The organism is Aquimarina mytili, from assembly GCF_016735115.1.
Taxonomy (GTDB): Bacteria; Bacteroidota; Bacteroidia; order Flavobacteriales; family Flavobacteriaceae; genus Aquimarina; species Aquimarina mytili.
On the sequence record NZ_JAERQJ010000001.1, the window covers coordinates 113297 to 138147 of the forward strand.

Sequence of the window (24851 nt, forward strand, 5' to 3'; positions counted from 1 at the left end):
ATTTATATAGTAGTATTTTAGTTTGAAAGAATAGTGAAATAATGCAATGTCCAATTTTGAAAGATTAAACTTTATGTGGAACAAAAGAATTTACGGAATAAAAGTTGGTGAAATAGCTGCGGTTATTGGTTTATATTTATTACTATCGTTTGCATATCGATTTACACTTTGGACAATTTACTGGGAAAAACCTGATCGATGGGAAAAGCTATTTAGTTTATGGGAATGGTTTGATACTAGTGGATTACAATACGTTTTGATGTTTATGGCTACCGCACTGATTTGGTGGTTGATTTTTAGAGTTTTTTACAAATGGCCACTTCGCTACCGTATCCTATTACATCTGATAACATTACCTTTTTTTATACTTATTGCCTGGAAAGGATATTATTGGGTATGCGATCGCTTTGATATGATGCATTTAGAAGGAAATCCTGAAAAATGGGATATTTATATTCCCGCACTTATCTATATGATTCAATTTGCAATATTTCATGCATACGAATATTATACAAGTAATCAACGTAAAATTCGTTATGAGATCGAGCTAAAAAATACTGCTTTAAAGAGTGAGTTAAGTGCTATTAAAGCACAACTAAACCCTCATTTTTTATACAATGTATTTAACACAATCAATGCCAGTATTCCAAAAGAGATGGAGGGTACTCGAGAAATGGTTGCCGATTTATCGGATCTATTCCGATATCAGCTGCGGGCAAGTAGAGAAGACTTGGTTCCTCTAAAGGATGAATTGGATTTCGTACGTAAATATCTGGATCTAGAACAGAAACGATTTGAAGATCGCTTGCAGATCACTATCAATGTAGATAAGGCGTTACTCAATAGACAGATTCCTCCGATGTTATTACAACCTTTAGTAGAAAATTCTGTAAAACATGGCATTTCTCCACTTACTGACGGTGGACATATTGATATTACTGTCAAAGAGAAAGAGAACGGAGTTTTATTATTTGAAATTAAGGATACTGGAGTTGGGGTACCTGATAAGGTTTCTGTAATGGATACTGGTGTAGGCTTAAGCAATACACAAAAACGATTGGAAAAGATGTACAACTCAGGGCTATTTTTGTCCGATAATCGACCAAGGGGCTTAATAGTACAGTTTAGTATTTAAATTTTTGATATGAAATTTGTGTGTGGTGTGTAACTAAAAACACTGCGAATTTTTTAGATGTTATATACATGAAAAAAGTTATTATAGTTGACGACGAAAAATCAGGTCGTACTTTGATCAAAGAGTATTTAGAATCACATCCTGATTTGGTTTTATTAGGTGAAGCCAATAATGGTGTAGATGCTGTCAAAATTATTAATGAGTTTAAACCTGACTTGGTATTTATGGATATACAAATGCCAGGAATGAATGGTTTTGACGTGTTGCAACATCTAGAAGAACTTCCACAGATTGTATTTAGTACAGCTTATGATCAGTATGCCTTGAAAGCCTTTGAAGTACATGCTGTAGATTATTTGTTAAAACCTTATACTAAAGATCGTTTTGACACTGCTATTTCTCGTATCGGCGAGGTAAAACAAATTGTTCCATTAGCTGAAGAGCACATTCATCAGAAGCATGAATTCCCTGAACGCATCATCGTACAAAAAGGAACTAAATATGTAACCTTATCTACAAGCGATATTTATCAGATAGAAGCGTATGGCGATTATTCAAAACTCCATACCGTTTCAGACACTTTTATTAGCAATCACGGAATTAGTGTATTAGAAGAGAAACTTAATCCAAAACATTTTTTACGAATTCATCGTAGTACCATTGTACATTTGGATAAAATCAAAGAAGTAGTAAAATATGGTAAGAGTTATATGATCGTCCTTTTGAATCAAAAAAATGTAAAAGTTAGTAGAGGTTATGCAGATAAAATCAAAGCATTGATGTTTTGATGAATGTGTTCCCAATAAACTAATAAAACTTTACATACATGATCTAAAAAACAAAGCCTACCAGAAGGTATTCTTAGTAGGCTTTGTCAACTAACCAATCAATTATTGAAAAAACTTAGCATTCAATACAGTTCGATGCAACTGTATTATCTTTTTATTTTAATTTTTTGCCAATTTGCATCAGCTTTCGCCTGCAATTGTTTCGCATCTTCTTCTATCCATTTATCTAGTGTATTAATTCCCCATGAATTGTAAAACAAGTATAATTTACCTTCTCTTACTTCAAAAGTTTTAGGGTTAATATCTACTTTTTCGCTATTTACTGCTACAGCGTATGCGCAATAACCCCCATACTGTGGGATAAATTTTTCAGGGTTGTTGTTAAACTTTTCTAAGTTTTGCTGATTTGCAAACTTATAGTGTACATTATCATGTTTAGCAACAAATTTACTATCCCCTTTGACTGCTCGGTTATTAAAATATTCTGTAACATCGTATCCCTGAGCGACAAAGCTTTTCTTTGTATTATAATCTAATTGTTGTGCGCTTAAACTCACTACAAAAATAAAGAATAATACAGTCAAACTTTCTTTCATTAATATCATTTTATGATCGTTCTATTAATTAAGACGTGAAAAATTCTTAATCATTACAAATTTAACATAATTATAAGATTTACAGGGGGTTACAATAGAAAGTTAGTGGTTTCAGGATATGGAATTAAGGCGCTGATTAGTAAGCTAATACTGTCTTTGGCAATTAAAGTAATGGATAGTAACGTAGCAGTAACTATTATTGCAGTTGCTATATTATTGTCTTGAATATCTTTAAACTCATTAATGCCCTTTGTGAGAGCCGAAAAAAGTAAAAAAACGGAAGTATTAATTAATATTGCGAAAATGAATCCGATAAAAAGATATAGCCCTGAATATTGAATAATTATTGACAAGGTAATTTGATGTGCATCAGACATCGATAATCGAACCATATTGGTAATCGAAGGAATGATTTCTCCAAGAATAATACCTATAGATAAAATAATACCAGCAGAAAAAACAGAGAATGCCATATTATTTTCTCTAATAGAAATATTTTTAAAGAAAACTTTTTGCAAAATCTTAAACGAAATAAATAAGATCAATACAGAGACAAAAATAGCTAAAGCTATTTCAATAAAAGCAAGGGTTAATAATTTGGTTTGCATAATTTTTTAAGTATTAGTTAGCACTATATTCCAGTGATTAATATTTTTAAAGTTATTGGGCAAAGTACCAAGCGTAAAATATTTGTTTGTGGTTTCCCAGATGTAGTATCGTTTACCATTATGTAATTTATAAATTCCTTTGCCGGGTATGTTAAGGCCCAAAATAGAATGTCTGTAATAATCACTATTCAGAATAGCAACATCATATCCAAAATAGCTCAGAATAGCATAAACAATAACCGTTCGGGTATCACAATCACCTTTTAAGTTTCCCATAAAACCTACGGGGTTTTGTATGCCGTGAGGAATATTTCCAATACAGCAATCGGGGCAAGATTCTAATATTACACGAATAGATTCTTCGTATTGATCGGCAGATTTACAACTGTTTTCAAAAACAAAAGAGTAAGGGATATCCTGTATAAATGTCACCACCATATCAGCAAACTCAAATTGATTGAGCGTATTGGATTCTTTTATTTTTTTAAGCTTTTTAAGAATTAAATCCAGCTTAGGTGTATCTGATTGGGCAAGATGTTGGTAGAGACCTCCCCAGGATAATTGTTTATGTTTCTGAGCACTATTAAAATATTCTTTTTTGGAGGATATATAGTCCTTTTCCCGAACTGAAAAATGTCCTTCAAAAGAGTTTCCGTAGTTATCATTCCATTGTCTTTTTTGACTTAAAACAGGAATGGAATCTCCGTTTTCAAAAATGCGTTCTCGATAAATGTTTTCTGAAATATCAGATTTTATAATTGGGTCAGATGATGGGATATTAGAAACTATATATCGCAAACCAAAGAGTACGATTAAAACGAATGCACTATAGATTAGATAGCGCCATGCAAAGGTGTTTTTTTCTCGATTTTTGGATCTTCCAAAGATAAATGAAAGTGAAAGTAGTAGTGTGATAAATGCTGTAAATGTTGAAACATGTAAAAGTCCTTTGATAAAACCACTTCCAATAACCGAAAATAGGATAATAGTTAAAAATGGAAAACAACCTGTTTCTTTTTTTTGTGCCATAGTTATAATGCCATTAAATTACAGCCGCGTATATCGCTATGATCAAATCTACCTAATATTTCAAAACTACCATCTTCATATACTTTTCCAAGATCTTGAGAAGCGATAAATGAACAAGAATTAATATTGGCCAGATCAATAATATTAACACCACCAGTCTTGTGGTGCCCTAAATTAGTAAGTGGATCTTCGGGGTTTCTAATAGAAATTTTCATCCAAGGTGGGCAATAAAAAAGGCCATTTCCTTTAGAGTATGCTTGCGATAAAAGTTCGGTCATTCCATATTCACTATGTATTTTATCAATATTAAATCCTTTTTTAAGACGTTGATGCAATTCTCCGCGAACCATTTCTTTTCTTCTTCCTTTCATGCCTCCGGTCTCCATAATGATAGTTTGATCATGCAATTGAACATTATGGTGCCCTACAAGATCTAATAAAGCAAAAGAAACCCCTATAAGTAAGATTTTTTTATTCTTAAGGCTATCTTTTTTAAGAGTTTTGATTAATTTTTCAATATCATAAAGATAGAATCCGCTTTCAGGGTGACTGCTATCTTTTATTAGTTTTTCTGCCATATAAACTAATGAAGATCCTTCTCTTTCTAAGTAAGAAGGGAGTAAAGCCAAAACAACATACTCTTTAATATCTCCATAGAAATACTCAAAACCTTTTCTGAAGCTTTTTTCGTAGACATCAAGGTCTTTAACATAATGCTTGCTGATAGTACTTCCTGTGGTGCCACTACTTGTGAAAATTTTTTCTATAGAATAAGGAGTGCTTACTATTTTTTCCTGTTTAAAGAACTCAATAGGCAAATATGGAATGTCATTGCTGGATTTTACTGAGGCTTTCGTAATCCCCAGAAGATTACAAAACCTTTGATAAAAGGTGTTATGGATGTATTGATGATTAAATATTCTTAATGCAATCCGCTCAAAATCTAAATGGTTTTGAATAGAAAAGATAGTATCGGTTTGCATGGAGTATGTTCAACAATTATGTAGAACAAAGGTATAAAAATGCAGTCTTTTTTAGGTAATATTATAAAAGCTTATAATTTATAAGATTGGGTATAAGAAAAACGATAAAAAATTCGAAAAGGCTAATTACTCAATAATAAGTTTTTGAGTCGAGGTTTTAGTTCCTTCGGTCACCTTGATAATATAAACACCTCTATTAAGATGACTGATGTCTAATTCTTTTCCAATTAAGACTTTAAAGAATATTTTCTTACCTAAAACCGAATAAATTGAAACTTGTTTTGTCAGCCCTAGTTCAGAAGTAATATATAAAACACTTCCTGCCGGCATAGGATTAGGAAAGATACGAAGTTGCTCGATCTTTACATTTTTTGAATCTTGTTTTTCGACTATATTCGATTGCGCTTGAATTCCTGAAGTAAAGGACAAGCAGACTAAGCAAACAAATATAAATAGCAAGTAGATTTTTCTCATACATTATTATTTTGGGACGTTAAAGATACAATTTTTAATTAAAATTGTACTAAAAATTGAAGTGCAATAGTGTTAAATATTGATTATAAGGTAGTTCCGTAATCGAATTACGGTTTTTTATATCTAAAATAGCTCATGAATAGCTTTGAAAATCAAAAATAATGGTGCATATTTGTTTCATTATGAAGTTATAAAGAATTATGTACATAATTGTGCGCACACTCACCCAGCGATTTACAAGCTAAAAACTTCTTTAGCTAATCTTCCTATTTTTTTATTTCTAATTTCATAATTCTTTACATAATGGCACAAAATAAACACATTATTAATCGCCTTTTCTCATATTTCAAAATAGCAGTAGCTGGTAAAGAGCAAGAATTTACTTCGGGTAGTATTCGTAGAGCTATTTTTATGTTATCTGTACCTATGGTACTTGAAATGATGATGGAGTCTATTTTCTTTCTTGTAGATGCATATTTTGTTTCTAGTTTGGGGGCTAATGCGATAGCCACAGTTGGGTTAACGGAATCGGTTCTTACCTTGGTATATGCAGTGGCTATTGGCCTTAGTATGGGAGTAACCGCAATTGTTGCTCGTAGAGTAGGAGAACAAGATATTCGAGGAGCGTCTCAAGTAGCTGTACAATCCATATTTCTAGGAATTATTGTTGCTATGATCATTAGTTTGATCGGTATTCTTTTTCCTAAAGAAATTCTCGGGCTCATGGGAGCCGAATCAGACTTGATAGCCGATGGATATAGATATACTCAGATACTCTTAGGAGGCAATGTTACCATAATGCTTTTATTCTTAATAAATGCAGTGTTTCGAGGGGCAGGAGATGCTTCTGTTGCAATGCGTGTACTTATATTCTCAAACCTTTTAAATATTGTTCTCGATCCGATGTTTATATTTGGGTTTGGACCCATTCCGGCATTTGGAGTGCAAGGAGCGGCCATTGCTACAACAATTGGTAGAGGAAGTGCTGTGATTTTTCAACTATTGATTCTGTTTTATGGATGGAGCAAAATTAAAGTAGCATTAAAAGATATTGTTTTTCAGGCCACAATTATGCTTAACCTTATCAAAGTTTCTCTAGGAGGTATTGGTCAATTTATTATAGGAACATCAAGTTGGGTATTCTTAATGCGTATAATGGCAGAGTTTGGTAGCGAAGTATTGGCAGGATATACAATAGCGATCAGAGTATTAATGTTTACACTAATGCCTTCTTGGGGGATGAGTAATGCTGCCGCAACATTGGTTGGTCAAAATTTAGGAGCGAAAAAACCAGATCGCGCAGAGAAATCTGTCTGGAAAACGGGAAAATATAATGCCTGGTTTATGATTGCGGTATCGATTTTTTATTTATTGTTTGCCGAAATGATCATTAAAATTTTTAGCGATGAAGCTTTAGTGATAGAATATGGGGCTTTAAGTCTACGAGTAATTGCTGCGGGATACGTTTTTTATGCCTATGGTATGGTTATTATACAGTCTTTTAATGGTGCAGGAGACACTTTAACACCAACGATTATTAATTTCTTTTGTTTTTGGGTGTTTCAATTACCATTTGCCTACCTGGGAGCTTTAGTTTTAGATTGGGGAGCGATGGGAGTGTTTTTGGCCATTACTTTTGCCGAAGTTTTGATTGCAATTATTGGAATCATCTGGTTTAGAAAAGGAACATGGAAAAAAGTGCAAGTGTAATCATTTTCTAAGTTTCAAAAAGCAAAATAGAGATTGGTTAATGTTATACTAGTATCAACAAAAAAGAGGCTATCTTATGATAGCCTCTTCCCATTTTTGTAAGATAATCTTATAAACTAGATGCGAGTCCAGTTTTCTGCCCAAGTATCTCCTTCTTGTAATGCACCTACATAGTTGGCAGCATCAAAGAATGATCCTAACGTCGATGGGTCAAAATTATCCACCCCGTCTTTAGTAGCAGAATATTGATAAGTACCTGTGAAACCGTTAATTTTAAAGTCATTTGGGATAGCCGTTCCGGTTGGATCCAAAGAATAGTTATGATACTCAGAAAAATCTGCTGGATTTACCGTAGATGTACCGCCGCTTAGATCAAAAGAGTTTACATTATCAATGATCGAATTTCTAAATACGATTTCGTTGTTGTTTAGATTTGTAAAAGTTTGATCATCATTTAATTCAATTCCTTTGCTTGGAAATCCCTTGATAATTGAATTGTACATGGTTAATTTTGTACCTCGTCGTAGTAAGATTCCTTTGTTTTTACCATCTCCATCTTCAGCACCGATTAAAGTAATGTTTGATAAAGTGGGATTTGAGAAAGGAGCAGCGGCATTATTAGATTTTAAATTATCAGCTTCAATTCCTCTATCACCAGCACTTGTAGTTTGCTGAGCAATCCAAAACTGTCCGTTTCCGGTCCATCCGTCAGTCCAGTCAAAAGAATCGTCACCAGCGCCAGTTACGATCGCATATTTTAGATTTACTGTACCACCAAAAAATTCAATACCGTCGTCATTACCATTAAATGCCTGAATATATTCTAAAGTTGTTCCGTTACCAACACCGTAAAGAGAAAGCCCATTATATTCTGCATCTGCATTAATTTTTCCTCCAGTGTATTCTAAACGTACATAACGTAATATTCCAGAGTTGTCTGTTGGATCAGTACCTCCATAAGTAAGATTAGCAACTTCGGTAGTAGCAGTTGTTCCTCTATTAATAGGAGCTTTACCAGCAAGTAGTAATCCTCCCCAATCTCCTGGATTTGGAGTTGATTTGTTTGAAGTAAATACTATTGGCGAGTTAGCGGTACCTTCAGCCATAATTTTGGCTCCTTGTTCAATTGCTAAATAGGCAAATACTCCTCCAGTATTGCCAGCAATGATTCTGGTTCCTCCTTCAATAGTTAAAGTAACACCATCTACAACTGATACACCACCTCTTAATTCATACACCTCATCTGAGGTTAAGGTAAGATCTTCTGTAATTTGTCCTTCAAGAATTATTGTTCCGTTATTATCTGCTCCTCCTGGATTTATGATTACATCCCCTATATTGTCTTCCTGAATTGTGCATGCGCTGAAAAGAACAGCTGCACTTAATACAATTCCCTTAATTAAATTTCTAGTTTTCATCTTGATATATTATTTAATTTTAGTTGTGTTTTCTTGTTAAAGTTTGAAGGTTACCCCAAGACTGAAGTTAATACCGTTATCGAAATTATAATTTGTGATTTCGCGACCTATACTTTCTTGATCGATATACCTTTTTATGTCTGGATTCAATAAGTTTTTTGCTTTGAAGCTTATTTCAATATGATCACCGATTTCATCTTTAAAATTGAAATTGAGAGATCCATATCCTTGTTCAAAAATGTCTCCTACACCGTTTCCTCCTGCAGAGTATACTCTGTCTCCAAAAATGTTGAAGTCTATGGCTGAAGTAATTTTGTGTGATTCGAATTCTTTAGAATATGCAAGATCTGCATTAACTAAAAATGGTGAAGCTCCTTGTAATTGTCTCTCTAAATTGGTTGGAGCAATATTTGATCCATTAAATGTAGTTATCGTCGGGTCAATTTCTACTTGGGTATACATTAATGTAGCATTGATTCCAAAACTTAGATCATTCCAAGTAGTTTCTTCTACCTTGAACAGGTTACCCAAATTTTTCTTGTACTCTAATTCTGCTCCAAAAATCACGGCATTATCAGAATTTATAAAGGTATTTTGATTAGCAGCTGAGGCAACGAATACTTTTTCGATAGGGTTTTCTATATATTTACCAAACAATGTCGCCGCAACTAACTCTCCAGATTGTTCCGGGAAATGTTCCCATTTGATATCTACATTATAATTATCAGAGTTTGTAACGATAGGGTTTCCTAAAGTAACCTCGGTAACGTCTTCATCTAGGAATGGGGCAACTTCTGTAAATTTTGGTAAGGTTACTGTTTTACTTGCAGCAAAACGGAGGTTGGTTTGATTATTAACTTCGTATTTAAAGCTAATACTTGGTAGGATAAATGTTTCTTCAATCTTTCTAGTCCTGAAAGGAGAAGTTTCTAAATCCTGTTGCTCTCTATAGAAAACGTTTTGCTCAAACAATTCGGTACGAATACCTCCATTGAAAGTTAATGTTTTAGATAAAGCATACTGCAAATTTGCAAAAGCGGCTAAGGTTGATAAATCTGCTTCATAAATTCGGGTTGGGTTAAGGTTTTCTAAAACCACATAGGCGCCATCTAAGAAATTGGTTTCATTTAATAGAGCGTCTGGATTGTTAAATTCAACGGGTGTGTTTCTAAAATTATTCAGATTATAGTTTAGCTGATTGGCTTCAAATTCTCTGTCTTTAGATCTGGAAGCAACTCCAACAGTGAGTTTATTTTTAAACTCGTCATCCTCATTTTTTCCAAAGTTGATATCAAAATCAATTTTAGCCGAGTAGTCGTTTTCATCCAGTTCCTGATAAAATCGTTGGTTGTTTGCAAAATCAGGACTGGTTCTGTCTCCTAATACCACAAGGCCTTCTTCGATTTCGGTAAAGAATAACTGCCTTCTGTCTGGGATTAATCCTTGAGCTTTGTTATAAGCCATTCCCCAGCTTAATTTGTATTTATCTTCTTTAAATTTGTGCTCTCCTGTAAGTTGTTGAGTAAATAAGGTGTTTTGCTCATAGGTACCTCTTCTGGCAAATATTCTTGTACTTGCGTCTTCATCTCCAAGGCCTCTAAATTCTCTTAACTCATCTTGTGTATCATTAACAAATAAAGTGGTAGCTAATATTTTGTTATTGATATTCCATCTATATCCAACACTTCCTAAAACTGTTGTGTTGGTGTTGTAACGGTAACGATTTATATCAGAAAAATTAGAAATTGGACCTCCCTGAGCATTGAAGGTTGATTCGATTCCAGCTGTAGCAGTTTCATGATTTTGGCCAAAGGATCCGGTAAATAAAAGATCTAATTTTTGTTCATTTCCAACGGTAAACGTTTTCCCACCGGTTATACTTGCAGAACCATCTGGGGCATTAAATCTTTTTTCAGGATTAAAAGAAGTATCAAATGGAAAATTGTTAATGTCAGTACTTACGTAGTTATAGTTTGGAATGTCCAAGAATATAGGCACTCTTCTTGATCCATCATCTAATCCCCAATCGTCATATTTTCCACCATTAAGCAAGAAAAAATCATTGCTAACAGCATTGGTGTTTACTCCAGAACTAAAACCAACTTCCAAGAATCCTTTACCAGGACGGTCCTTGGTATCGATATTTACACTTGCACCTGCAAAATCTCCATAAATATCAGGAGAATAGGTTTTGTAAATTCCTAAATTTTCTACAATATCGGTAGGGAAAATACCAAGGTCAATAAGCTTTAGCTTTGGATTTAAGGAAGGAATCGGTAAACCATTTAGGTAAGCATTATTGTAACGATCCCCAAGACCACGAACATAAAGTTTATCACTTTGTTTAGAAATACCTGTAGCTTTAGTAAGCCCAGTTGCTACATCACTCACTCCTTTTTTGGAAAGTTCTTGTGCGCCGATTTTTTGTTGAATAGTTACTGCATTTTTTTGCTCAAGTAAAATAGCAGCTTCCGATTCTTTTTTGGTGGTGGTTTTAATAACTACTTCATCCAGTGCAGCTGCACTGGCACCAATAGATGCATTAACAGTAGTTGTTTGACCGGCAGTGATGACCAACTCTTTGTCTAATGTTTCATACCCAACAAAACTGAATTCTAGTGTATAGGTACCAGGCTCCAGGTTATCAATAGTGTACAGTCCATCAAAATCGGTGGTGGTTCCTTTTGTGGTTCCTTTAATTAATACATTTGCAAAAGGAAGCGGTTGATTGTCGGCTTCTTTGTCTAGTAATGTTCCGGTAACCGAACCGGTTTCTTGCGCATTTAGCATTCCAACAACAAATAGCGCTATTAGGATAACAATTTTTCTCATTTGTTTTGTTCTCAGATTCCGGGGCAAAGAACGATAGGAAGTGTTAAATGTGTGTTACTCAAAAATTAAGGATTGTTCATTAAAATGTTAGATAATTGTTATCGATCTTTGCTTTATAATAACTTTCTAAGCAGAACATTTTTGCTACAGTTTGTTTTGTAAAGTACTGATAATGAAAGAAAAAATATTTTTTTGATATGTAATGAGGTGAAGTAATGGAATGTTAAGAAAATGTTTCCATTATCATTATTGTAAAAGAAAATTTAAGGATTTTTAGATCTAAAAATCAAGTTATAGAAGGGAAGGGTATTTTTCATAAACAAAAAACACCTCAAAACTTTGAGGTGTTCCCGTTTATATTTTTGATGAAAATCTAATTATTATAATTAACTACAACATTATCCTTATTAGACCATGTAGTTACATCGGCAATCTGATTTTTTGAGTAGTTTACTTCAGATAACTTATCAGCTCCCCAGAAGAACCATTTTCCGATTTTTACGCCATTATCATATCGTCCCATAGCAATTTTTTTTCCTGTTGCATCATATGCTTTCCATACGCCATGCAATTTACCTTCTTTATTATAGAAACCTTGTTGACGAATTTCTCCATTTTCATGAAAGAAAGTTCCTTTTATAGCATTTCCTTGTTTTTCAAAAGTAGGTTTTACATCCTGAGCCATTAAAGTTGTAGAAAATAAAACGGCTATAACTACTAATATCTTTTTCATGTTCTTTAAATGTTTAATGTTATTTGGGATGTCGACTTATGTACTATAAAAGTAATATTTATTTTACGTTTAAGCAACATTTGCATAACATTAAATTAACATTAAAATCTTACTTATTTGATTGTCAATGTTTTGAATTTGATATAATTCCCTATTTGGTTTAGTGTCATGTCATTGATTTGCTACTTTTTCAAGTTAGATGAGTTCCTATTATATTTATATTTTTGAGCAATATAATTCTAATAAGAAAGACAATACCTGAATGAACAAGAATAATAAACTGATAGAAGTCGCAACGGTTTTCTTTAAACTTGGATGTATTGCTTTTGGTGGACCGGCTGCTCATATTGCTATGATGGAAGATGAGATCGTTCAGAAAAGAAAATGGATGGATAGGCAACATTTTCTAGATCTTATGGGGGCTACAAATTTGATCCCTGGGCCTAATTCTACGGAGATGGTTATGCATTGTGGTCATGAACGAGCCGGAGTTATTGGTTTATTTGTTGCCGGTACATGTTTTGTTTTTCCTGCTGTTGTTATTACTGGAATATTGGCTTGGTTCTATACATCATACGGACAATTACCAGAGGTTGTACCTTTTATTTTTGGAATAAAACCGGCAGTACTGGCTATTATTGCTTCTGCCATTGTGAAATTAGGTAAGAAAGCTTTGAAGAGCTGGGAAATTGGTATTATAGGAATCTTGGTGTTGGTTATTAGTCTTTTGGGAGTCAATGAGGTTTTAGCATTACTTAGTGCTGGTGTTGTTGGAACCTTATATTTTTATTCAAAATCAAAATTATTTACTACTTCCAAATCCATTGTGCCTATTCTTTTTCTAAAAGCACCAACAGCGATTTTTATCAAGCTTTCTTCTTTAAAGGTTTTTTGGACATTTCTAAAAGTTGGGGCTATATTGTATGGTAGTGGTTATGTCCTGTTTGCATATCTCGATGCAGAACTGGTGACCAAAGGCTGGTTAACAAGACCTGAACTAATAGATGCAATTGCTGTAGGACAATTTACTCCTGGTCCCGTTTTGTCTACGGCAACCTTTATTGGTTATCAACTAGCAGGATTTTGGGGAGCAGTTGCTGCTACAATCGGAATTTTTCTTCCTTCTTTTCTTTTTGTATTACTTCTTAATCCTTTGGTGCCCAAAATGAGAACATCCAAAGTGCTGAGCTACTTTTTGGATTCGGTTAATATTGCCGCAGTATCTATCATGTTATCGGTACTATATGTAATGTCTTTGGATACATTAACAGATTGGAAATCGATAGTAATTGCTTTATTAAGTGTGTTCATGATATTTGGTGTAAAAAAGGTAAATGCCATGTGGATTGTACTTGGGGGATCAATATTGGGGTATTTATTGCATTTTATATAGAATTATTTTAACGATTGCTTAAAGTTGTGATAACATAAAAACTCGCCAAATAAAATATTTTTGACGAGTCGTATTGACAAATAGTAATTTCAAAAAATCGTATTAGTTTTTGTCGACTTAGATTTTTGAAATACTGGGCTGACCACAATTGGTCAGCCTTTTTTTGTCTTTAATTAAGTGCATAAATACTTAAAAAAAAGGTGGTTTTAAAATAATTATTAAAAAACATTAAGATAACATTAACTTAACATTGATATTGGTTCTTTGCAGCGACAAAAACTAGTATCGGATTATGAAATTAAAGACTACACTTACGGCGTTAGCCTTATTTACATTTTGTTTTATAAATGCTCAGGAGACTACTGAAACCAAATTTGGAAAAGGAATACTGAATGTGGTGGCAAAAGATAGTTCTTGGAGCATGAAATTTGCTACAAGATTCCAATTACTTGGTACTGCTGGCTGGGATATCAATGATGGAGATTACAGCAAGTCTGAGACCAATTTTTTGGTTAGAAGAGCCCGTCTAAAATTTGATGGATTCGCTTATAGTCCTAAGGTAAAGTATAAAATAGAGCTTGGACTGTCTAATAGAGATATATCAGGAGCTTCAGAATTTACAAATAATGCACCCCGTTACATTCTTGATGCGGTTATCAAATGGAATTTCTATAGAAACTTCACCCTTTGGGCAGGTCAAACAAAATTACCAGGTAACGTAGAGCGTGTTGTTTCTTCAGCTAACTTGCAATTAGTAGATCGGTCTAGATTAAATAGCAGATTTAATATTGATCGTGATCTTGGTGTACAATTAAGACATCACTTTAAGTTATCAGACAAATTTTTGGTAAGAGAAATATTAGCTGTTTCTCAAGGAGAAGGGCGAAACATAACTACCGGAAATTTAGGAGGTCATGAGTACACGGGTAGAATAGAATTACTACCTTTTGGAAAATTTAAGAGTAAAGGAGATTATAAAGGAGGAGATTTGAAAAGAGAACAGGCTCCAAAATTAATGCTTGCAGCTACTTATGATTTTAATGCTGATGCTGTTAAAAATAGGAGTAATCAAGGATCATATATGGAAACTAGTACAGGTTTCTACGAAACTAATATTTCAACAATATTTGTTGATGCAGTATTTAAATACAAAGGCTTCTCTTTTATGGGAGAATTTGCAGATAGAGATGCTGATGATGCTATTGCTGTAGAAGAAGATGGTACTCCAACTGGAGATATTGTACAAGTTGGTAATGCTATAAATCTTCAGGCAGGGTATTTATTTAAAAATAACTGGGAAGTAGCAGGACGCTATACTAATCTTAATTTTGATGCTGTGGTGGGCAGAGCTCTTGAAGAGCAATACACTTTAGGTGTTTCAAGGTATATAGCAGGCCATAATTTAAAAGTTCAATCTGATATAAGCTATACTACTCAGGATGGTGATGCTAGTGGATTAGCATATAGATTACAATTTGATATACATTTCTAAACATTAGATAAATACATAACAGTTTGATAACATTAAGCTGAGAATTGATTATAATATTTGCACTTTAAACAAAAAATGTAATGGATAATATTTATTTATTGATGGTAGTTGCACTTGCAGTACTTGCAATTGCAGACCTTGTAGTTGGAGTTAGCAACGATGCAGTTAACTTCTTGAACTCTGCGATTGGTTCTAAAGCAGTTTCTTTTAGAACCATTATGATTGTTGCCAGTGTTGGTATTGCCGCTGGAGCTATTTTTTCTAGTGGACTAATGGAAGTTGCAAGAAAAGGAATATTTAATCCTGGAGAGTTTTATTTTGATGAGATCATGATCATTTTTATGGCGGTGATGATAACAGATATACTCCTTCTCGACTTTTTTAATACACTGGGGATGCCAACTTCAACAACCGTATCCATTGTATTTAACCTTTTGGGAGCTGCAGTTTGTGTAGCATTAATCAAAATTGGAGCAGATCAAGGTTTATCTTTTGCTGACTTAGGAAATTATATCAATACCAAAAAAGCAGGAGAAATTATTAGTGGGATATTACTCTCGGTAGTTATCGCTTTTTCTGTAGGAGCCATTGTACAGTTTATTACTCGTTTGTTATTATCTTATAATTTTGAAAAGAAGGCTAAGTGGGTAGGTGCTTTGTTTGGAGGAATTGCCCTAACAGCGTTGTTATATTTCATTTTTATGAAAGGGATCAAAGGTACTAATTATGCAAAAGCGATAGTAGATGTTGTGTATAGTGGTGGTGCAGAAGGACTTTTGAGTTGGGCAAATGAGTATTTAGGAACTGGTTATGAAAGTGTTAAAGAATTAGCAAAAGCGCAAAAAGACTTTTATAAAATAGATGCTGATGCTGGCACAATGAAATTGACATTACGAGGATTTCTCGAAACAAATGTATTGCAAATTGTAGCAGTAGGCTTTGTAGTATGGTCAGCATTATCATATGTATTGGTGAACTTCTTTAAAGTCAACATATATAAATTAATTATTATTGTAGGTACTTTTGGATTGGCTTTGGCCTTTTCAGGTAATGATTTGGTGAACTTTATTGGAGTACCTATTGCAGGATGGCAATCTTATGAAGCTTGGGTAGCCTCTGGTACTCCGGCTGCAGAATTTTCTATGGATGTTTTGGCTAAAAAAAGCGAAACACCAGTATTGTTATTGTTCCTTGCAGGAGGTATTATGGTGTTGACATTATGGCTTTCAAAAAAAGCGCGATATGTTGCGGATACGGAAATTAATCTTTCTAGAGAAGGAGAAGCTAAAGAACGTTTTAAGCCTAATTTCTTATCTAGAGGAGTCGTGAGAGGTACCATATTAATATCTCAAGGACTTACAGCTATTACTCCAAAGCCTGCTAAAGAGTTTATAGAAAAGCAATTTACAAAGCCAGTTATAGATTTACCGAAAGATAAGACATATCAGATGCCGGCTTTTGATATGGTAAGAGCAGCAGTAAACCTAGTAGTTGCTGGAATTTTGATTTCTATTGCAACTTCAATGAAATTACCGCTTTCTACGACTTATGTGACTTTTATGGTCGCTATGGGTACGTCATTAGCAGATAGAGCGTGGGGAACAGAGAGTGCTGTATATCGTGTAGCCGGAGTATTAAATGTAATTGCCGGTTGGTTCATGACTGCAATCAGTGCATTTATTGCTGCAGGAGCAGTAGCCTTTTTGATTAACCTTGGTGGTCCTGCAATGATAGCTGTGCTATTACTTGTGGCAATATTACTTTTAGCAAGAAATACAATAAGTTATAGAAAAAGAGTAAAGGCAGAAAAAGCAGAAGATAGCCTTAAAAGCTCTGAGAGTAGTTCTATTCAGGGGGTTATTGAAGAAAGTGCCGATAATATCAAGTCATTTGTAAATAGAGGAAACAAAATTTACTCAAATGCCGTGGATAGCCTTGTAAAATATGATTTACCGGCTTTGAAGAAGGGTAAAAAAGGTATTGCCAAATTAGATGCTGAAGTTGAAGATCTTAGAGACAATATTTTCTACTTTATTAAGAATTTGGATGAATCCAGCGTAGGAGCTAGTAATTTTTACATTAACATACTAGGGTATTTACAAGACATGTCACAATCGCTTGAGTACATTACTAAAGCAAGTCACAAACATGTCAATAATAATCACAAAAAACTTCGATTTAACCAGATTAAAGATCTAAAAGAAATTGAAGAACAATTGAATGAGTTGTTTGGACAAATTAAGAAAGCTTTTAGCGATAGAGAATTTGAACGTATAGACTCAATTATTGATGAAAAACAAGAATTATTCAATAAAGTAAATCAGAAAATTGACAAGCAAGTTGCACGAACCAGAACCGAAGAAAGTAGCCCTAAAAATACTACTTTGTATTTTGGATTGTTATTAGAGACCAAGGATCTTATTACAGCAACAATGAACTTGTTAACGACATACAGAGATCATCAATAAAACATTGTTTTAAGAATCAAGTAAAGACCGAATAGTTTACTATCCGGTCTTTTTATTTTTATATACATATGTGCTAATAGCACAAACTATAGAAACATTACCAAAATGTTATCATCATATGGATTTAATGTTAGATTATTGTTACCATGTACATGTAAGTATGTATACTTGGCATTAAATAGTATATTTATCAAATGTTATGTAATACTATATTATGAAGAATAAAAAAGATATTACCATACTATTGGTAGACGATGAACCCGATATTTTAGAAATTGTGGGATACAATCTTACCGCAGAAGGATATAATGTGTTAACTGCAGAAAATGGCGTTGAAGCTGTAAAAATTGCTAAAAAGAAAAACCCACAACTAATTATCCTTGATGTCATGATGCCAGAGATGGATGGGATCGAAGCTTGTGAACAAATCCGCAAGTTACCCGATCTTAAAGATACCATCATTACTTTTCTTACCGCAAGAGGAGAGGATTACTCTCAATTGGCAGGATTTGATGCAGGGGCAGATGATTATATTACAAAACCAATTCGACCAAAAGTCTTGGTGAGCAAAGTAAAGGCCTTGCTCCGTAGATTAAAAGAAGAGGATTCTTCTGATAACGTGATAAAGATTGGAAGCTTGGTGATTAATAGGGATGAATATAAGATTGTAAAAGACAAAAAAGAGATCGTATTACCTAGAAAAGAGTTCGAATTATTATCTTTATTGGCCTCAAAGCCTGGAAAGGTATTTAAGCGAGAAGATATTCTTGATAAGGTTTGGGGTAACGAGGTTATTGTTGGTGGTCGTACTATCGATGTTCATATCAGAAAACTAAGAGAGAAGATAGGCGATAATAGCTTTAAAACGATCAAAGGAGTAGGATATAAGTTTGTGGTATAAATGGCAGAAAACTTTAAGAAGTCGTACAGATTTGCATACCTGTCGTCTCTATATATAACTATAGTATTAACGCTCGCATTGGGCGTTTTTTTATATACTCAATCAATACTTAACCCCATTTTTGTGATAGGTTTTGTTTTGGTATGCTATGCCATTTGTTTTTTCATCATTCAGTACAGGGTAGAACGGTTTATTTATCGTAGAGTGCGTAAAATATATGATGATATTGAAATGCTTGATGTAGAAACTATAGAAGATACCCCTGTTACAACCGATATGCGAACTTTGATCAAAGAAGTAGAGAAGTTTGCACAACAAAGAAAAACAGAAATCGAAACTCTAAAAATACGCGAGGATTATCGTAAAGAGTTTATGGGTAATGTTTCTCATGAACTTAAAACACCGTTATTTACTGTTCAAGGATATATTCTTACTCTTTTGGATGGAGCAATGAAAGACCCAGCAATTCTCGATAAATATCTTAACCGAGCCAACAAAGGGGTCGAACGGTTGATTTATATCGTAAATGACCTCGATATGATAACCAAACTTGAGGTAGGCGATCTTAACCTTAACTATACTGGTTTTGATATTGTAGAGTTGGTGCAAAGTGTATTTGATCTCTTTGAAATGAAGGCTTCAAAAAAAAATATAGCACTTACTTTTGATATGAATTATACTGAGCCGATCATAGTACACGCCGACAAAGAAAGAATACAACAAGTACTTTCTAATTTGATAGTAAATTCAATTAAATACGGAAAAGAAGACGGTACAACCGAAGTGAGTATTGAAGATTTGATTCGAAATAAAGTCATTATACGAGTAACAGACAATGGAGAAGGGATCGCGCAAGCACATATTCCTAGGTTATTTGAACGCTTTTATAGAGTGGATAAAAGTGGTTCGCGTAAAGAAGGAGGTTCAGGTCTTGGGTTAGCCATTGTGAAACATATCATCGAAGCACATCACGAACGTATTTATGTAGAAAGTGACTATCGTGTAGGTAGTGAATTTTCATTTACTCTCGAAAAAGTGAAAAAGTTTCCTGTAGTCGATGTCAGTACTAAAACTTCTTAGTCCTTTATACATATTTATATTCCTCAATTTTTTTAACGTAAATTCATTTTGTGTGCAACTAGGCACAAGTTTTTGACTTGTTAAACGATCAGCTAAGTATTCCTGTTCGAACTGCCCCGGAGTAGGTATAAAAAATGCTTTTTTCTTTAGTTTGGCCAAATCCATAACTGTAGTATATCCAGAGCGAGATATAATTAAATTGCTGCTATTAATAGTGTTTTCTAGTTCTTTTCCAGCTAAATAATTATGAACCGTTATATTGTTTTTTACATAAGTTTTATGAATATTTTCTATGAGACCACGTACAAAAACAATTTTTTTATCACTTTGTTCAAATTCCTGAAAAAGCTTTTGCTCTAAAAGCGTGCGTTGTGGTTCTGGACCGGACAGCAATACCATGATATCATATTTTTTGGGTACAATGTGATACTCAAACCTGCTTAATGGTCCTAAGTAAGTTACCGGCAAACTATTTTTTTTTGGATGGCCTAGTTCTCCACTTAAATTAGGATCATCTGCCATATCTGGCACCCAGCATAAATCAAATTTCTTAATGTATTTATGGTGCAGTTTTGTACTAAACGAGGTAGTCTTTCCACTTAAAACGGTGAGTTGATGTGTTATAAAAACTGAAGGAAGGCTTTTATGTCTAACTCCCATTCTATTATCAGAAATGATCCCGCAAAACTCTTCTTCTTCAACTAATCTTTTTGTGGCTTTTTTTTCTGCACTTATGGCATGGGCAATTTTAGAGCTATTTAATAGCATTTTGAACTTAAAATTGCTGCCTTTTTTAGAATATTCGATATTATACGAAGGAAGTGTTTTTGTCTGTAATTCAGGAAACTCCTTTTTTAATAATGAAAGCGCTGCTCCATCTGAAGCAATAATAGGTTCAATTCCCTCGTGTATTAATGCATGGATAATAGGGATACATCGGGTTGCATGGCCTAGTCCCCAATTAAGAGGAGCAACAAGTACTTTTTTGTTCAAATGTATTAGTTTTTAGTTTGCCATACTGACTAACTATTTAATTTGTAATAATAAAAGTAATCCTATTTCTGTATGCGTATATTTCCTTAATTTTACCAAAAAATTATCTTTAGGTATAGTTGTGAAATAGTTGATTATGAGGAAGGCATATTAGATTTTAAAAGAATGAAAATTCAAATCTATAACAGGTGCTAAGAAATATTTAGTTCTATCTAAAAACGCATAACTAGTGTAACACAATATAAGTTCTAAAGACTAGTAAATAAGAAATAGAATAATACGTGGGAAGTAAAAATAAACTAAAACGATTTAACGAGAATAAAACCTTTCATAATGTACTAGAGCCTACTAGAGAAGAAGTACTTGATAATATGTCGGGTTTAAAAGGAAAGTGGAATAAAAAATTTTTTAAGAATCCAAATCCCATAGTTCTTGAATTAGGTTGTGGTAAAGGCGAATATACGGTTGGTCTTGCCGAAAGATATCCTGATAAAAATTTTATAGGTATAGATATTAAAGGAGCCCGTTTTTGGAGAGGAGCAAAAACAGCAATAGAAAATGAGATGAATAATGTAGGGTTTATTAGAACTCAAATTGAGTTAGTAGACCATATTTTTGGCGAAGGGGAGATTGATGAGATTTGGATTACGTTTCCTGATCCACAAATAAAATATAAACGTACAAAGCACAGAATGACCAATACTACATTTTTACAACGGTATAAAAAGATTTTAAAGCCCAATGGTCTTATGCATCTCAAAACCGATAGCGAGTTTATGCATGGATACACCCTGGGATTACTTCATGGCGAAGGACATGAGGTGTTATATGCAAATCACAATGTGTATCATAATGAAGGAGCACCAGAGGTGGTAACATCAATTCAAACTTTTTACGAAAAACAATATTTAGAACAAAATAAACCCATAACTTACATCCAGTTTAAGATCTCATAATTGGTACTACAATTTTGGAAACTACTAAACTTTTTTTAGTCACTTTTTTTGCATCACTAGTAGGCGTAATTCCTCCTGGATTGGTCAATATGACTGTAGCCAGAACCTGCCTAGAACGAGGTAAAAATAATGGGATTTTGGTAGCAATTGGAGCTTCTCTTGTTGTTGTGTTTCAAGCATTGGTAGCTATCCTTCTAGCTAAATATATTTTCTTTAGTCCATACGTTAAAAATATTTTATTGCGCACGGGAGCCGTAATCTTTTTCTTGATGGCAATTTATTTCTTTGCAAAAGCAAAGCAAAGAAAGACGAAAATTAAAGTATATAGACATAATAATACCAGAAGTTTTTTTAAAGGAGTCATGATGTCGGCTATAAACGTATTGCCCATACCATATTTTGTAGCGATTGCTGCGGGTATGAGTGTTAGTGGCGAAATAGAATACGATGCCCCAAGAATTATAGCTTTTATTATTGCTGCAGGATCAGGAACCTTTGTAACATTATACTTTTATGTGTTTTCATTTTTAAAGATTGAAAAGAAAACAACCACAATTACAAAGTATTCAAACTATTTTATGGGTATACTAATGCTAATTTTGGTCATGATAACGCTTGCAAGAATTATATATACATGGGAGTAAAAGATAATGATAATACGAAATCAGAATCCGGAACAAACTTTTTTGAAAGAGTTTATGAAGTAGCAAGATTGATTCCATATGGTAGAGTAACTTCTTATGGAGCGATAGCAAAATATCTTGGTGCAGCTCGTAGTGCCCGAATGGTTGGATGGGCTATGAATGCATGTGATGGACGAGAAGATGTGCCTGCACATCGAGTGGTAAATAGAAAAGGAATTTTGACTGGTAAACATCATTTTCAGGGTACAAATCTTATGCAGCAGCTATTAGAAAGTGAAGGTGTCCAAGTGATCGATAATCAGATCCAAAATTTCGAGCAATTATTCTGGGATCCCATGCAAGAATTGTAATTTTTTAAGACTTAAAAAGATATTCCTAAACCTACAGAAAATGTTGAAAAATTGGGGTGACCAATTTTGAGATGCTCGTAACCACCAGAGATTTTATAGCGGTTTACATGGTAGTTTAAAAGTATATTAAACTTGTTTACAGTTTCTTTATTAATAAAAGTTTGGTTAAAATTAGTTTCCAGACTGAAAGGTTTTGTAAAGAAAAACTCTGCTCCCAGTCCATATGCAAATCCTAATTCTTCAACTTCTCTAGCAATATAGGTAGTGCCCAATCCCCACCAGGCATTAAACTTTTCTGTACGAATTCGATGGTATTTTGCCATGAAAGTAAATATAGCTAAAGAATTGTTTCCAAAATTAGTGTTCTCTTCCCATAATTGAAGATAATCTGCCTCAAATCCCATTCGTCTTAGAAATCGAATGTCAAGGTTAAAATGATTTCCAGTAATTTTAGGGTTTTCGATAATAAATCGATTAGAAAAAGAAGTCCGAAACAATCCAGTATCTTCTCCTCGTTCATAAGCGTAGTTACCTTTATTAGCGTTTAGATAAGGGTATTTGGTAATAGCCGCTGTGCTCCCTCTGAATTCTTTTTCCATAGGGCTTTCTATGGCTATGTAATATGTTGAGTACAGGCAAGCTTCGACCAAAAGAAACCCCAATTCTTCAACAAGAAAATTATCTTGATAATCTTCAGAATCATTAGAATTTGTAGACCTGGATCTCGATCTGTTCCCAGAGCGTTGATGCTCTTTTTTAGACAAGCTTTCTTCAGCTTTTTCAAGCTTACCTTGACTATAATTTATAGTGGGAGTGCTGAACACTAGAAATATGATTAACGCTATTCGGTACATAGAGATTTGCTTTGAAATGAGCTATAACAATTAGTTAATGACTACTTATGGTTATTGATAGTGAATTTATCTGATTAGTTAAAAAACAAATAAAACTCAAATATTTTAGCGATCACAAATCATACCGTTTTCAAAAAAAGAGGGTATCATAAATAGCGATACTATTATAAATCATTTCGATTCTTGAGCTTTATAATCTTAACTTTTCAACCTATCTTTGCGTTTAGAATGAATCTAGATAGATTTGTTTTTAAGAAAAAGAAAAATACGCATGAAGTTAGAAAAATCTGATATACTAAAAGCATTAGAATCCATTACAGTAGCCGGAGAAGGAAAGAATATGGTAGAAAGTGGAGCCGTAAAAAATGTAATTACTTTTGGAGATGAGGTTGTTGTAGATTTAGTGCTTTCTACTCCAGCATTACATATTCGTAAACGTGCAGAGGTAGATGTGCTGAAAGCTATTCATGAAAAAGTATATGAGAAAGCAAAAGTAAAGGTCAATATTAAGGTTGAAGCAGCTGAAAAGCCTGATTTAAAAAACTCAATTAAAGGAAAACCAATACCTGGGATTACAAATATTATTGCGGTTGCATCGGGTAAAGGAGGAGTAGGAAAATCTACGGTTACATCTAACCTTGCCGTTTCTTTAGCAAAAATGGGTTTCAAAGTTGGATTGCTGGATGCTGATATTTATGGTCCTTCTGCACCAATAATGTTTGATGTTGAGAGAGAACGACCACTTTCGGTTAAAGTGGGTGATAAGTCAAAAATGAAACCTATAGAGAATTATGGAGTAAAGATATTATCAATTGGGTTTTTTACACAACCTAATCAAGCTGTTGTTTGGAGAGGTCCAATGGCGGCAAAAGCTTTAAACCAAATGATTTTTGATGCAGCTTGGGGAGAGCTCGATTTTATGTTAATTGATTTACCACCAGGAACAGGAGATATACATTTATCGATCATGCAATCACTTCCAATTACCGGAGCCGTTGTTGTTAGTACCCCGCAAAATGTGGCCCTCGCAGATGCCAAAAAAGGGGTAGCCATGTTTCAGCAAGATAGTATTAATGTTCCTGTTTTGGGGATTGTAGAAAATATGGCGTATTTTACTCCAGAGGAACTTCCTAACAATAAATATTATATCTTTGGGAAAGAAGGGGCTAAATATCTTGCAGAAGATATAGGAGTTCCATTTTTAGGAGAAATTCCATTGGTACAAAGTATTCGAGAAGCTGGTGATATAGGAAGACCTGCAGCCTTACAAACTGCAACTCCTATAGAAAAAGCATTCGAAGAATTAACTAGAAATATAGTGCAGGAAGTAGTAAATCGAAATGAAAGTTTACCACCTACCGAGGCAATTAAAATAACGACAATGGCAGGATGTTCTGCTGTAAAAAAATAGAGT

22 protein-coding genes are annotated in these 24851 nt (G+C 33.8%); 12 read left to right on the top strand and 10 right to left on the bottom strand.

Annotation, left to right across the window (positions count from 1 at the left end; genetic code table 11):
• The first annotated feature begins 73 nt into the window (after positions 1–73).
• Together JJQ60_RS00555 and JJQ60_RS00560 are read left to right on the top strand one after the other, a co-directional pair.
• Positions 74–1135, top strand: coding sequence for a sensor histidine kinase (locus JJQ60_RS00555; RefSeq protein ID WP_201915995.1), 1062 nt, complete (start codon positions 74–76; stop codon positions 1133–1135).
• Positions 1136–1203: 68 nt separating this feature from the next.
• Complete coding sequence (locus JJQ60_RS00560) at positions 1204–1923, top strand: LytR/AlgR family response regulator transcription factor (RefSeq protein WP_201915996.1); 720 nt, start codon at positions 1204–1206, stop codon at positions 1921–1923.
• 146 nt (positions 1924–2069) lie between these two features.
• Here JJQ60_RS00560 and JJQ60_RS00565 read toward each other — a convergent pair whose 3' ends face one another.
• From JJQ60_RS00565 to JJQ60_RS00585, 5 genes are all read right to left on the bottom strand, one after another.
• A complete protein-coding gene (locus JJQ60_RS00565; protein ID WP_201915998.1) occupies positions 2070–2519 on the bottom strand; it encodes a YHS domain-containing (seleno)protein in 450 nt (149 codons plus the stop codon).
• A gap of 89 nt (positions 2520–2608) precedes the next feature.
• Complete coding sequence (locus JJQ60_RS00570; protein WP_201916000.1) at positions 2609–3127, bottom strand: DUF350 domain-containing protein; 519 nt, start codon at positions 3125–3127, stop codon at positions 2609–2611.
• Between the two features lie 6 nt (positions 3128–3133).
• Positions 3134–4156 carry a hypothetical protein gene (locus JJQ60_RS00575; RefSeq protein WP_201916001.1) on the bottom strand — a complete coding sequence of 341 codons (1023 nt, stop codon included), beginning with the start codon at positions 4154–4156 and terminating at the stop codon, positions 3134–3136.
• A gap of 2 nt (positions 4157–4158) precedes the next feature.
• Positions 4159–5139, bottom strand: coding sequence for a LuxE/PaaK family acyltransferase (locus JJQ60_RS00580; protein WP_201916002.1), 981 nt, complete (start codon positions 5137–5139; stop codon positions 4159–4161).
• Positions 5140–5265: 126 nt separating this feature from the next.
• A complete protein-coding gene (locus JJQ60_RS00585) occupies positions 5266–5613 on the bottom strand; it encodes a T9SS type A sorting domain-containing protein (RefSeq protein WP_201916003.1) in 348 nt (115 codons plus the stop codon).
• Positions 5614–5916: 303 nt separating this feature from the next.
• Between JJQ60_RS00585 and JJQ60_RS00590 the strand changes: the two genes are divergently transcribed.
• Positions 5917–7323 carry an MATE family efflux transporter gene (locus JJQ60_RS00590; RefSeq protein WP_201916004.1) on the top strand — a complete coding sequence of 469 codons (1407 nt, stop codon included), beginning with the start codon at positions 5917–5919 and terminating at the stop codon, positions 7321–7323.
• A 116-nt stretch (positions 7324–7439) separates the two neighbouring features.
• Here the strand turns inward: JJQ60_RS00590 and JJQ60_RS00595 are convergent, their stop codons facing one another.
• From JJQ60_RS00595 to JJQ60_RS00605, 3 genes are all read right to left on the bottom strand, one after another.
• Positions 7440–8741 carry a hypothetical protein gene (locus JJQ60_RS00595; RefSeq protein WP_201916005.1) on the bottom strand — a complete coding sequence of 434 codons (1302 nt, stop codon included), beginning with the start codon at positions 8739–8741 and terminating at the stop codon, positions 7440–7442.
• A gap of 36 nt (positions 8742–8777) precedes the next feature.
• A complete protein-coding gene (locus JJQ60_RS00600; protein WP_201916007.1) occupies positions 8778–11573 on the bottom strand; it encodes a TonB-dependent receptor in 2796 nt (931 codons plus the stop codon).
• A 373-nt stretch (positions 11574–11946) separates the two neighbouring features.
• Positions 11947–12306: a toxin-antitoxin system YwqK family antitoxin gene (locus JJQ60_RS00605; RefSeq protein ID WP_201916009.1), complete on the bottom strand. Its 360-nt coding sequence runs from the start codon at positions 12304–12306 to the stop codon at positions 11947–11949.
• Positions 12307–12568: 262 nt separating this feature from the next.
• Between JJQ60_RS00605 and chrA the strand changes: the two genes are divergently transcribed.
• The 5 genes from chrA (at position 12569) to JJQ60_RS00630 (ending at position 19640) form a co-directional block, all read left to right on the top strand.
• The gene (chrA, locus tag JJQ60_RS00610) at positions 12569–13699 is read left to right on the top strand and encodes a chromate efflux transporter (RefSeq protein ID WP_201916011.1); all 1131 of its coding nucleotides are present in this window, start codon (positions 12569–12571) and stop codon (positions 13697–13699) included.
• Between the two features lie 292 nt (positions 13700–13991).
• Positions 13992–15191, top strand: a complete 1200-nt coding sequence (locus JJQ60_RS00615) for a porin (RefSeq protein WP_201916012.1) — start codon at positions 13992–13994, stop codon at positions 15189–15191.
• Between the two features lie 80 nt (positions 15192–15271).
• Positions 15272–17659 carry an inorganic phosphate transporter gene (locus tag JJQ60_RS00620; RefSeq protein WP_201916013.1) on the top strand — a complete coding sequence of 796 codons (2388 nt, stop codon included), beginning with the start codon at positions 15272–15274 and terminating at the stop codon, positions 17657–17659.
• A gap of 214 nt (positions 17660–17873) precedes the next feature.
• Complete coding sequence (locus JJQ60_RS00625; RefSeq protein ID WP_201916014.1) at positions 17874–18560, top strand: response regulator transcription factor; 687 nt, start codon at positions 17874–17876, stop codon at positions 18558–18560.
• Positions 18561–19640 (top strand): sensor histidine kinase, encoded by a 1080-nt coding sequence (locus tag JJQ60_RS00630; RefSeq protein ID WP_201916015.1) that lies wholly within the window; start codon positions 18561–18563, stop codon positions 19638–19640.
• On the opposite strand, the gene JJQ60_RS00635 is transcribed toward JJQ60_RS00630, so the two are convergent.
• Positions 19578–20633 carry a glycosyltransferase gene (locus tag JJQ60_RS00635; RefSeq protein ID WP_201916016.1) on the bottom strand — a complete coding sequence of 352 codons (1056 nt, stop codon included), beginning with the start codon at positions 20631–20633 and terminating at the stop codon, positions 19578–19580. The genes JJQ60_RS00630 and JJQ60_RS00635 overlap by 63 nt on opposite strands.
• Positions 20634–20914: 281 nt before the next feature.
• On the opposite strand from JJQ60_RS00635, the gene trmB reads away from it, so the two are divergent.
• The 3 genes from trmB to JJQ60_RS00650 are packed head-to-tail and all read left to right on the top strand — an operon-like array spanning position 20915 to position 22583.
• Entirely contained in the window at positions 20915–21589 is a 675-nt protein-coding gene (gene trmB, locus JJQ60_RS00640; protein WP_201916017.1) for a tRNA (guanosine(46)-N7)-methyltransferase TrmB, read from the top strand.
• A 14-nt stretch (positions 21590–21603) separates the two neighbouring features.
• A complete protein-coding gene (locus JJQ60_RS00645; RefSeq protein WP_201916018.1) occupies positions 21604–22233 on the top strand; it encodes a LysE family translocator in 630 nt (209 codons plus the stop codon).
• Positions 22224–22583, top strand: coding sequence for an MGMT family protein (locus tag JJQ60_RS00650; protein ID WP_201916019.1), 360 nt, complete (start codon positions 22224–22226; stop codon positions 22581–22583). Before JJQ60_RS00645 ends, JJQ60_RS00650 begins: the two co-directional genes overlap by 10 nt.
• Positions 22584–22594: 11 nt before the next feature.
• On the opposite strand, the gene JJQ60_RS00655 is transcribed toward JJQ60_RS00650, so the two are convergent.
• Entirely contained in the window at positions 22595–23437 is an 843-nt protein-coding gene (locus tag JJQ60_RS00655; protein WP_201916021.1) for a hypothetical protein, read from the bottom strand.
• A 271-nt stretch (positions 23438–23708) separates the two neighbouring features.
• Here JJQ60_RS00655 and JJQ60_RS00660 point away from each other — a divergent pair, with 271 nt between their 5' ends.
• On the top strand, positions 23709–24848 hold the full coding sequence (locus tag JJQ60_RS00660; protein WP_201916023.1) for an Mrp/NBP35 family ATP-binding protein: 1140 nt from the start codon (positions 23709–23711) through the stop codon (positions 24846–24848).
• Positions 24849–24851 lie beyond the last annotated feature (3 nt).

Excerpts from the sequence above, each read along its gene's own strand:
- JJQ60_RS00620 (WP_201916013.1), top strand. The coding sequence starts at position 15,272 with ATGGATAATATTTATTTATTGATGGTAGTTGCACTTGCAGTACTTGCA.
- JJQ60_RS00650 (WP_201916019.1), top strand. The coding sequence starts at position 22,224 with ATGGGAGTAAAAGATAATGATAATACGAAATCAGAATCCGGAACAAAC.
- JJQ60_RS00590 (WP_201916004.1), top strand. The coding sequence starts at position 5,917 with ATGGCACAAAATAAACACATTATTAATCGCCTTTTCTCATATTTCAAA.
- JJQ60_RS00660 (WP_201916023.1), top strand. The coding sequence starts at position 23,709 with ATGAAGTTAGAAAAATCTGATATACTAAAAGCATTAGAATCCATTACA.
- JJQ60_RS00605 (WP_201916009.1), bottom strand. The coding sequence starts at position 12,306 with ATGAAAAAGATATTAGTAGTTATAGCCGTTTTATTTTCTACAACTTTA.
- JJQ60_RS00580 (WP_201916002.1), bottom strand. The coding sequence starts at position 5,139 with ATGCAAACCGATACTATCTTTTCTATTCAAAACCATTTAGATTTTGAG.
- JJQ60_RS00555 (WP_201915995.1), top strand. The coding sequence starts at position 74 with ATGTGGAACAAAAGAATTTACGGAATAAAAGTTGGTGAAATAGCTGCG.
- JJQ60_RS00655 (WP_201916021.1), bottom strand. The coding sequence starts at position 23,437 with ATGTACCGAATAGCGTTAATCATATTTCTAGTGTTCAGCACTCCCACT.
- JJQ60_RS00615 (WP_201916012.1), top strand. The coding sequence starts at position 13,992 with ATGAAATTAAAGACTACACTTACGGCGTTAGCCTTATTTACATTTTGT.
- chrA (WP_201916011.1), top strand. The coding sequence starts at position 12,569 with ATGAACAAGAATAATAAACTGATAGAAGTCGCAACGGTTTTCTTTAAA.
- JJQ60_RS00585 (WP_201916003.1), bottom strand. The coding sequence starts at position 5,613 with ATGAGAAAAATCTACTTGCTATTTATATTTGTTTGCTTAGTCTGCTTG.
- JJQ60_RS00625 (WP_201916014.1), top strand. The coding sequence starts at position 17,874 with ATGAAGAATAAAAAAGATATTACCATACTATTGGTAGACGATGAACCC.
- JJQ60_RS00560 (WP_201915996.1), top strand. The coding sequence starts at position 1,204 with ATGAAAAAAGTTATTATAGTTGACGACGAAAAATCAGGTCGTACTTTG.
- JJQ60_RS00570 (WP_201916000.1), bottom strand. The coding sequence starts at position 3,127 with ATGCAAACCAAATTATTAACCCTTGCTTTTATTGAAATAGCTTTAGCT.
- JJQ60_RS00630 (WP_201916015.1), top strand. The coding sequence starts at position 18,561 with ATGGCAGAAAACTTTAAGAAGTCGTACAGATTTGCATACCTGTCGTCT.
- JJQ60_RS00595 (WP_201916005.1), bottom strand. The coding sequence starts at position 8,741 with ATGAAAACTAGAAATTTAATTAAGGGAATTGTATTAAGTGCAGCTGTT.
- JJQ60_RS00600 (WP_201916007.1), bottom strand. The coding sequence starts at position 11,573 with ATGAGAAAAATTGTTATCCTAATAGCGCTATTTGTTGTTGGAATGCTA.
- JJQ60_RS00575 (WP_201916001.1), bottom strand. The coding sequence starts at position 4,156 with ATGGCACAAAAAAAAGAAACAGGTTGTTTTCCATTTTTAACTATTATC.
- JJQ60_RS00565 (WP_201915998.1), bottom strand. The coding sequence starts at position 2,519 with ATGAAAGAAAGTTTGACTGTATTATTCTTTATTTTTGTAGTGAGTTTA.